This is a genomic window from Devosia sp. (assembly GCF_017307565.1).
In the GTDB taxonomy this organism is placed as follows: Bacteria; Pseudomonadota; Alphaproteobacteria; order Rhizobiales; family Devosiaceae; genus Devosia.
In genome coordinates this window covers 1-6,636 of record NZ_JAFKHD010000509.1, presented here as the reverse complement: position 1 = coordinate 6,636, position 6,636 = coordinate 1, and the positions used below count along the sequence as shown (strand labels likewise).

General features: G+C 61.2%; 7 protein-coding genes and 1 pseudogene. All 8 read left to right on the top strand.

What is annotated here, in order from left to right:
- Positions 1–232 precede the first annotated feature (232 nt).
- Positions 233–499 (top strand): 30S ribosomal protein S20, encoded by a 267-nt coding sequence (rpsT, locus tag J0I64_RS22125; protein ID WP_291412389.1) that lies wholly within the window; start codon positions 233–235, stop codon positions 497–499.
- An 896-nt stretch (positions 500–1,395) separates the two neighbouring features.
- Complete coding sequence (gene dnaA, locus J0I64_RS22120; RefSeq protein WP_291412386.1) at positions 1,396–2,865, top strand: chromosomal replication initiator protein DnaA; 1,470 nt, start codon at positions 1,396–1,398, stop codon at positions 2,863–2,865.
- 226 nt (positions 2,866–3,091) lie between these two features.
- On the top strand, positions 3,092–3,469 hold the full coding sequence (locus tag J0I64_RS22115; protein ID WP_291412384.1) for a hypothetical protein: 378 nt from the start codon (positions 3,092–3,094) through the stop codon (positions 3,467–3,469).
- Between the two features lie 175 nt (positions 3,470–3,644).
- A complete protein-coding gene (gene dnaN, locus J0I64_RS22110) occupies positions 3,645–4,766 on the top strand; it encodes a DNA polymerase III subunit beta (protein WP_291412382.1) in 1,122 nt (373 codons plus the stop codon).
- Between the two features lie 4 nt (positions 4,767–4,770).
- A complete protein-coding gene (locus tag J0I64_RS22105; RefSeq protein WP_291412380.1) occupies positions 4,771–5,292 on the top strand; it encodes a hypothetical protein in 522 nt (173 codons plus the stop codon).
- The gene (locus J0I64_RS22100) at positions 5,279–5,614 is read left to right on the top strand and encodes a hypothetical protein (protein WP_291412378.1); all 336 of its coding nucleotides are present in this window, start codon (positions 5,279–5,281) and stop codon (positions 5,612–5,614) included. The genes J0I64_RS22105 and J0I64_RS22100 overlap by 14 nt, the downstream gene beginning before the upstream one ends.
- A 6-nt stretch (positions 5,615–5,620) precedes the next feature.
- Positions 5,621–6,307: an AAA family ATPase gene (locus tag J0I64_RS22095; RefSeq protein WP_291412376.1), complete on the top strand. Its 687-nt coding sequence runs from the start codon at positions 5,621–5,623 to the stop codon at positions 6,305–6,307.
- Positions 6,282–6,636 (top strand): annotated as a pseudogene (locus J0I64_RS22090) (DNA replication and repair protein RecF); the annotation flags it as partial. The gene J0I64_RS22095 and the pseudogene J0I64_RS22090, both read left to right, overlap by 26 nt.

The following is a 6,636-nucleotide window of genomic DNA, read 5'->3' as shown; positions in this document are numbered from 1 at the left end:
GAAGCGGAGCGACGCCTCTCCTTTGGGGGAGAGGTCGACGGCGCAGCCGGCGGTTGAGGGGCCTTGGCGCGTGCCGCCGCCCGCGAACCCAAGAGTCCTGTTGACGCCCCTGCGCCTTTCCCCTATAGACCCACCGACTTGGCGGCTGCTTGCCGCCGCTTTCATTTCATCCCGGCTGGTTGGGCGCCAAAGCGGCGAAAAATCTGCCGGTCAGGACGATCAAGAGGATCAAATGGCCAATACTCCGTCAGCCAAGAAGGCCACCCGCAAGATTGCTGCTCGCACTGCGATCAACAAGTCGCGTCGTAGCCGTATGCGTACCTTCATCCGCAAGGTCGAAGAAGCGATCGTTTCGGGCGATCACACCAATGCTTTCGCCGCGCTGAAGACGGCTGAGGTCGAAATCAACCGCGCTGCGACCAAGGGCATCGTTCATGCCAACCTCGCAGCTCGCAAGGTTAGCCGCCTCAACAGCCGCGTTAAGGCCCTGCAGGCCTAAGACGCCAAGAGCTGAAGCGGCGCCGACAAGGCAGACGCGACAGACGAAAGTGGGCTCCGCAAGGAGCCCTTTTTCTTTGCCCCGAGCGGGGCAAGTTTTTCGTCGCTTTCACGTCACATAACATTCCGGTGACAGTGCGGTGGAATGCCTCACCCGCGCCCTATTCCCTCAAAAGCGCTTCAGTTCTAACGGGTTACTCTCGGAATCACGCTCTCGTTAAATCGCGTTCAAATCGACATAAAACCGGTGGGATCGCGGCGGGAGAATAATTTTTTCATCCTTTCTTAACTGCGCGAAAAACCGATTCTGCATTGAGTCACAGGCTCTTGTGGAAAGGGCATTTTCGACCTCGATCGAGGGTTAAATCTCTGCCTCCGAGTCAAGACCCTATTTCAACGATTCACCTGTTGCGGGGCCAAAACCAACCCCCTAAAGTAATCTGGTCAGCACGGAAAACGGGGCTCGAAAATGACCCTGGCACGGTGCGGACTTGATCACTTCGGGGCAAGAGTTTGGGGGCTGTTTCGGCGAATGCGCCGGTTCAGCATGGGCTGTTCATGACCTTTTTGACAGAACGGTGTGCAGCCGGTTTTCTCCGGGGCGGCACAGCGAGTTAGTTCTACGGCCATACGGCCGGACTCAACGACATTGATCGATAGGCCAGGGCGGGCAACCGCTCGGGTAAGAATGTCTCCCCTCTCCGGGGCGACAAGGAAATGCTCGTCTCTCACAAGGAGCGATGGGCGGTAAGAAACAGCTGCGGCGGCATGCGGACCGTTCGGGCACAACGAAACAGGGCAAAATCAATGATGCGACAGGCAATCGCAGGACAGGATGAATGGTCGGTGGCCGCCTCTTCCTCGTCTTCTTCCGTCAACCAGAGCGCTGACCCTGTCATGAGTGAAAATTCCCCCGCCACCCAGCGCGATCTCTGGACCCGCGTGCGCGCCCGTCTCAAGGCGGCTGTCGGCGAGGACGTCTTTACCTCCTGGTTCGCCCGGCTTGAGCTTGAAGAGCTCGTCGACGACCTGGTGCATCTGTCCGCCCCGACGCGCTTTCTGTGCTCCTGGGTGCAGTCCAATTATTCCGACCGCATCGTCGAAGCGTTCCGCCACGACGTTCCCGAAGCCGGTCGCCTGCAGGTAACGCTGCGCGTCAATGGTCAGGCCCGCCCGCGCCTGGCTCCCGCGCCGGTGGTTGCCGCCGAACCCGTCGCCGAAACCCCGGCCGCCAAGCCCAGCGCCGCACAGGCTGCTCCCAGCGAGGCCTCGAGCGCGGCTCCGGTCGCCCGCCTCGTGCAGCCGGCTCAGAAGGGCGATGCCCTTGCCGGTAGCGCCATCGACCAGCGCATGACCTTCGACACCTTCGTGTCGGGCGAAGCCAATGAAATGGCTTTTGGTGTCGCCAAACAGATCGCCAATGCGGCGATCAACAACACCGTCACCTTCAACCCGGTCTATATCCATTCGACCGTGGGTCTGGGCAAATCGCACCTCTTGAACGCCATCGCCCATGCCGTCAGCCAGGCCGATAGCACCAAGAACATCGTCTATCTGACCGCCGACCACTTCATGTACCATTTTATTACGGCCGTGCAGCGCCAGTCCGCTCTTGGCTTCAAGGAATGGTTGAGAAAAGTCGATCTGCTGCTGATCGACGACATGCAGTTCCTGCAGGGCAAATCGGCCACCGAATTCGGCCACACGCTCGGCGCGCTGCTCACCGGCGCCAAGCAGGTTGTCGTGGCTGGCGATGCGCCGCCGCGCGATCTCGAAATGCTCGATGAGCGCGTGCGCTCGCGTCTCTCCGGCGGCCTTGTCGTGCCGATCTCGACCTTTGACATGGACCTGCGCCGCGCCATCGTGCAGCGTCGCGCCGACCAGTCGACCGCCCGGTTCGGCATGCATTTCCCGCCGGCCGTGCTCGACTATGTCGCCCGTGCTGTCACCAGCCACGGCCGTGACCTCGACGGCGCCGTCAATCGCCTCGTTGCTGCCAATCAGCTGACCGGCGAACTGATCACCGTGCCGCTGGCCGAAAAGACCCTGGCCGACCTGATCCGTGCCCGCGACGCCAAGCGCGTCCGCATCGAAGATATTCTGAAGATCGTCTCGCGCCACTACAAGGTGCCGCGCAACGAACTGCTTTCGGCTCGCCGTTCGCGCGACGTGGTCCGTCCGCGCCAGATCGCCCTGTATCTGGCCAAGGCGCTGACCTCTCGCTCGCTGCCCGAAATCGGCCGCCGCTTCGGGGGCAGGGACCACACGACCGTGCTTCACTCGGTGCGCAAGGTCGAACAGATGATCAAGGATGACCTGGAGCTTGGCCAGGAAATCGAACTCCTCAAGCGCATGCTCGAAGAATAGGGTGGCGCGGTTTCGGCCGCGGCAAAAGAGCGCTCCCTTTGGAGCGTTCTATTGCGAACCCAGATACGCGGCGCGGTAACGCGCCGGGACGCCATGGCGGGGCTCGGCCCCGCCTTTTTGCGTCACGGGCCCGGTGCGCTGCCGCCGGGGCGACAATTTCCACTTCTCTACAAGATGACGGAACTGTGCCTTGATCTGGTCAAGGCCGACCGGCACCCATGGTTCCATGATCCGATTTGTTGCTCTTTTCGTCGCTCTTCTCATGGCCTCGCCCGCGCTGGCGCAGGGCCTGTCTCCCGCCGCCATTGCCAAGCAGAACCAGGCCATTGCCATTCGCGTGCAGCAGCAGCTGATGTCTTGCTGGATCGTGCCCCCGGGCGAGGAGGGCAAGCGTCTGGCGCTCGATATTGCCTTCTTTGGCGATGGGCGGCTCGATGGCGATGCACTGCTGGCGCTGGAGACGGCCAAGCAGGCGAGCAAGCGCGGCGTGCTGGTCGAGAGCATCCTCGCCGCGGTCGAGCGCTGCGTGCCGTTCACCGGGCTCGAGGCGTTGGGGGCGGCGGCCGACGAGCGCTTTTCGGTGACCATCTATTTCCAGAGCTGAACAACGCTTTGGGCGCAATCTGCCGCGGGCGTGGTTTCCTGCGGAAAACCGGCCGCCGCTTTTCTGCGTCGGGCTCTAAACGCTTAGCTGGCCTTGCCAACCGGTTACGAGAATGTAAACGTCCCTGCCCGGCCTCGGCCGGACTTGCCGCGCTTTTTTGGGATTGATGCCGAATATGAAAGTCACGCTCGAACGCAACCATCTGCTCAAGTCGCTGAGCCATGTGCATCGGGTTGTGGAACGCCGCAACACCTATCCCATCCTCGCCAACGTGCTGTTCAAGGCCAGCGAAGACCATGTCGAGCTGCGCGCCACCGACCTCGATATCGAGGTAACGGAATCAGTGCCGGCCATGGTTTCCACGCCGGGCACGACGACGGTGCCGGCGCATACGCTCTACGAAATCGTGCGCAAGCTTGCTGACGGCGCTGAAGTGCGGCTCGAAACCGATGGCGGGGACAATATGGTCCTCACTTCGGGCCGCTCGCGCTTTAACCTTGCCTGCCTCTCTCCCGATTCTTTCCCTGACCTGAAGTCGGGCGCCTTTGCGCATGACTTCGACGTGCCGGCCTCTCTGCTGCGCGAATTGATCGAGCGTACCCAGTTCGCCATCTCGAACGAAGAGACGCGCTACTATCTCAACGGCATCTATTTCCACGCCGTCGACAATTCCCAGACCGGCCCGCTCTTCCGCGCCGTTGCGACGGACGGGCACCGCATGGCCCGTGCCGAAATCGCAGCACCCGAGGGCGCGCGCGGCATGAGCGGCATCATCGTGCCGAAAAAGACCGTGGGCGAAGTCCAGAAACTGCTCGATGGCGTCGATGGCGACGTGCATGTGGAAGTGTCGGACACAAAAATCCGCTTCACCGTCGGCCCGGTCGTGCTGCTGTCAAAGCTGATCGAAGGCACCTTCCCCGACTATGACCGTGTGACCCCGAAGAACAATGACAAGCAGATGCTGGTCGATCGCGGCGCCTTTGCCGTGGCCGTCGATCGCGTCTCGACCATTGCCTCGGATCGCGGCGGCAAGGCGGTCAAGCTGCAGGCCCATGACGGCCTGCTGGAACTCTCGGTGACCAATCCGGATCACGGCACGGCGAGCGAAGAACTGGCGGTCGATTTTGATATCGACGCCTTCGAGATCGGCTTCAATGCCCGGTATCTGCTCGACATCATCAGCCAGATCCGCTCGGAAAGCGCCGTCTTCCTCTTCAACGACGCCAATTCGCCGACCCTGGTGAAGGAAGAAGGCGAGGCAAACGCGCTTTACGTGCTGATGCCGATGCGCGTCTGATTTCATGGCTACCAACTGGTGGTTTGCGGCCGATGTGCTTGGTGCCATCTCTTGGATCGGTCTTGTCGTAACCTGTGTTGGTTTTATCGCCACCTTATGGGCCCTGCATATAGCCCTGGTCCAGGGCAAGGCAGCGATGACTGCAGCGCAAGCGGCAAATAGTGCTGTAACAAAGCTAAAGAATAGCATCTCGGCGGTTAAGGTTGCATACTCTAGCGCTCAGCTAGAAACTCTGTCGCATCTTTGCAGTTCCTCAGAACACATGGCCGCATCGGTGCTATTCGCCTCTCTGAAGCGGTCTCTTCTGCTTCAGGCGGATCAGCAGAGCACTCCCGAAAAGGAGTTGGAGGCGTTTAGGAGACTCCTTCAGACCGTCGAACATCAGTTGGTACTGGCCATTCAATCGAGCGAAAAATTTAAACCGGAATCGTTGGTCAAGGCTGTGAACGCAGTGAAGGACTTGACGGTGACCTGGGAGCTGGAAGTCGAGCAGGCGGTAGGGGAATCCATCAATGAAACTCAATGAACTTCTGCCGAAAATTCTTCGCGCCACCTCCGAAGGGAAACTGCGATGGTTTCCCGGCACTATGAAGAATTCTTTCCAGGCTGACCTCGCAGGAATCCGACTCCTATCAAATTATTGGATGGACGAGGATACTGGAGAGCCGGGTTACACGCTCGCTAGCTACAGAGGCGAGACATTCCTCGAATCGGTATATGGCGATAAATTTTCCACGCACTATTCCGCCCTTGAGAGTGTCTATGACGCCGCTCGCCACGATGCGTTAAATTTGGGGCAGGTCGTTGAGGAACTCTCAGAGGAACTAGATAGAATTATGAAGATGTAGGCTGTTTTGATCCGCCACATCTCCCGCCTGCGTCTCACCGCCTTCCGCAACTACGCTTCGGCGGCGCTCGACCTCGACGAGCGCCATGTTGTGCTGACCGGGCCCAATGGCTCGGGCAAGACCAATCTGCTTGAGGCAGTGTCGGTGCTCTCGCCCGGGCGCGGATTGCGCGGCGCCAGTTTTGAGACCTTGCAGCAGCAGGGCTCGGATACGAGCTGGGCAGTGGCGGCGACTGTCGAGGCCGAGGCAGGGCCGGCCGATATCGGCACCGGCGCGCTGCCCGATGGCGGGCGGCGGGTGCGGGTCAATGGCGCCAATGCGCGCTCCATTGAGGCCATGAGCGATTATCTGCGGGTGCTCTGGCTGACCCCGAGCATGGATGGGCTGTTTTCGGGGCCGGCAGGGGAGCGGCGGCGGTTTTTGGACCGGCTGGTGACGACCCTCATTCCCGCCCATTCCTCCTCCGTCTCCGACTACGAAAAGGCCATGCGGCAGCGCAACAAGCTGCTTGAAGAGGGGACGGACCCGCGCTGGCTCAATGCGGTCGAATTGCAGATGGCCGAACTTGGCGCCTCCATCCATCTCAATCGGGCGGATAGCCTGGCGCACCTGCAGGCGCTCCCCGGCGGCAAGGCTGTCGCTGACCCCGCTTTTCGAGGATGGGGCTGTGGCGACCACGTCGGCCGAGCTTGAGGCCTTGCTCATGCAGCGCTGGCATGCGGCGCGCGGGCTTGATCGGGCGGCCGGACGCACCACATCAGGACCTCACCGGGTCGATCTCGAGGTCATGCATGCGCAAAAGCACATGCCGGCCGCGCTGGGCTCGACTGGGGAGCAGAAGGCGCTGCTGATCGGGCTTATCCTGGCGCATGCGCGTCTCGTACGGCTACGGACCGGCATCGTGCCCTTCCTGCTGCTCGACGAGATCGCGGCCCACCTCGATCCCGACCGGCGGCGGGCCCTGTTTGTCGCGGTCGACGGGCTGGAAACGCAATGTTTCCTGACGGGCACGGACATGGTGC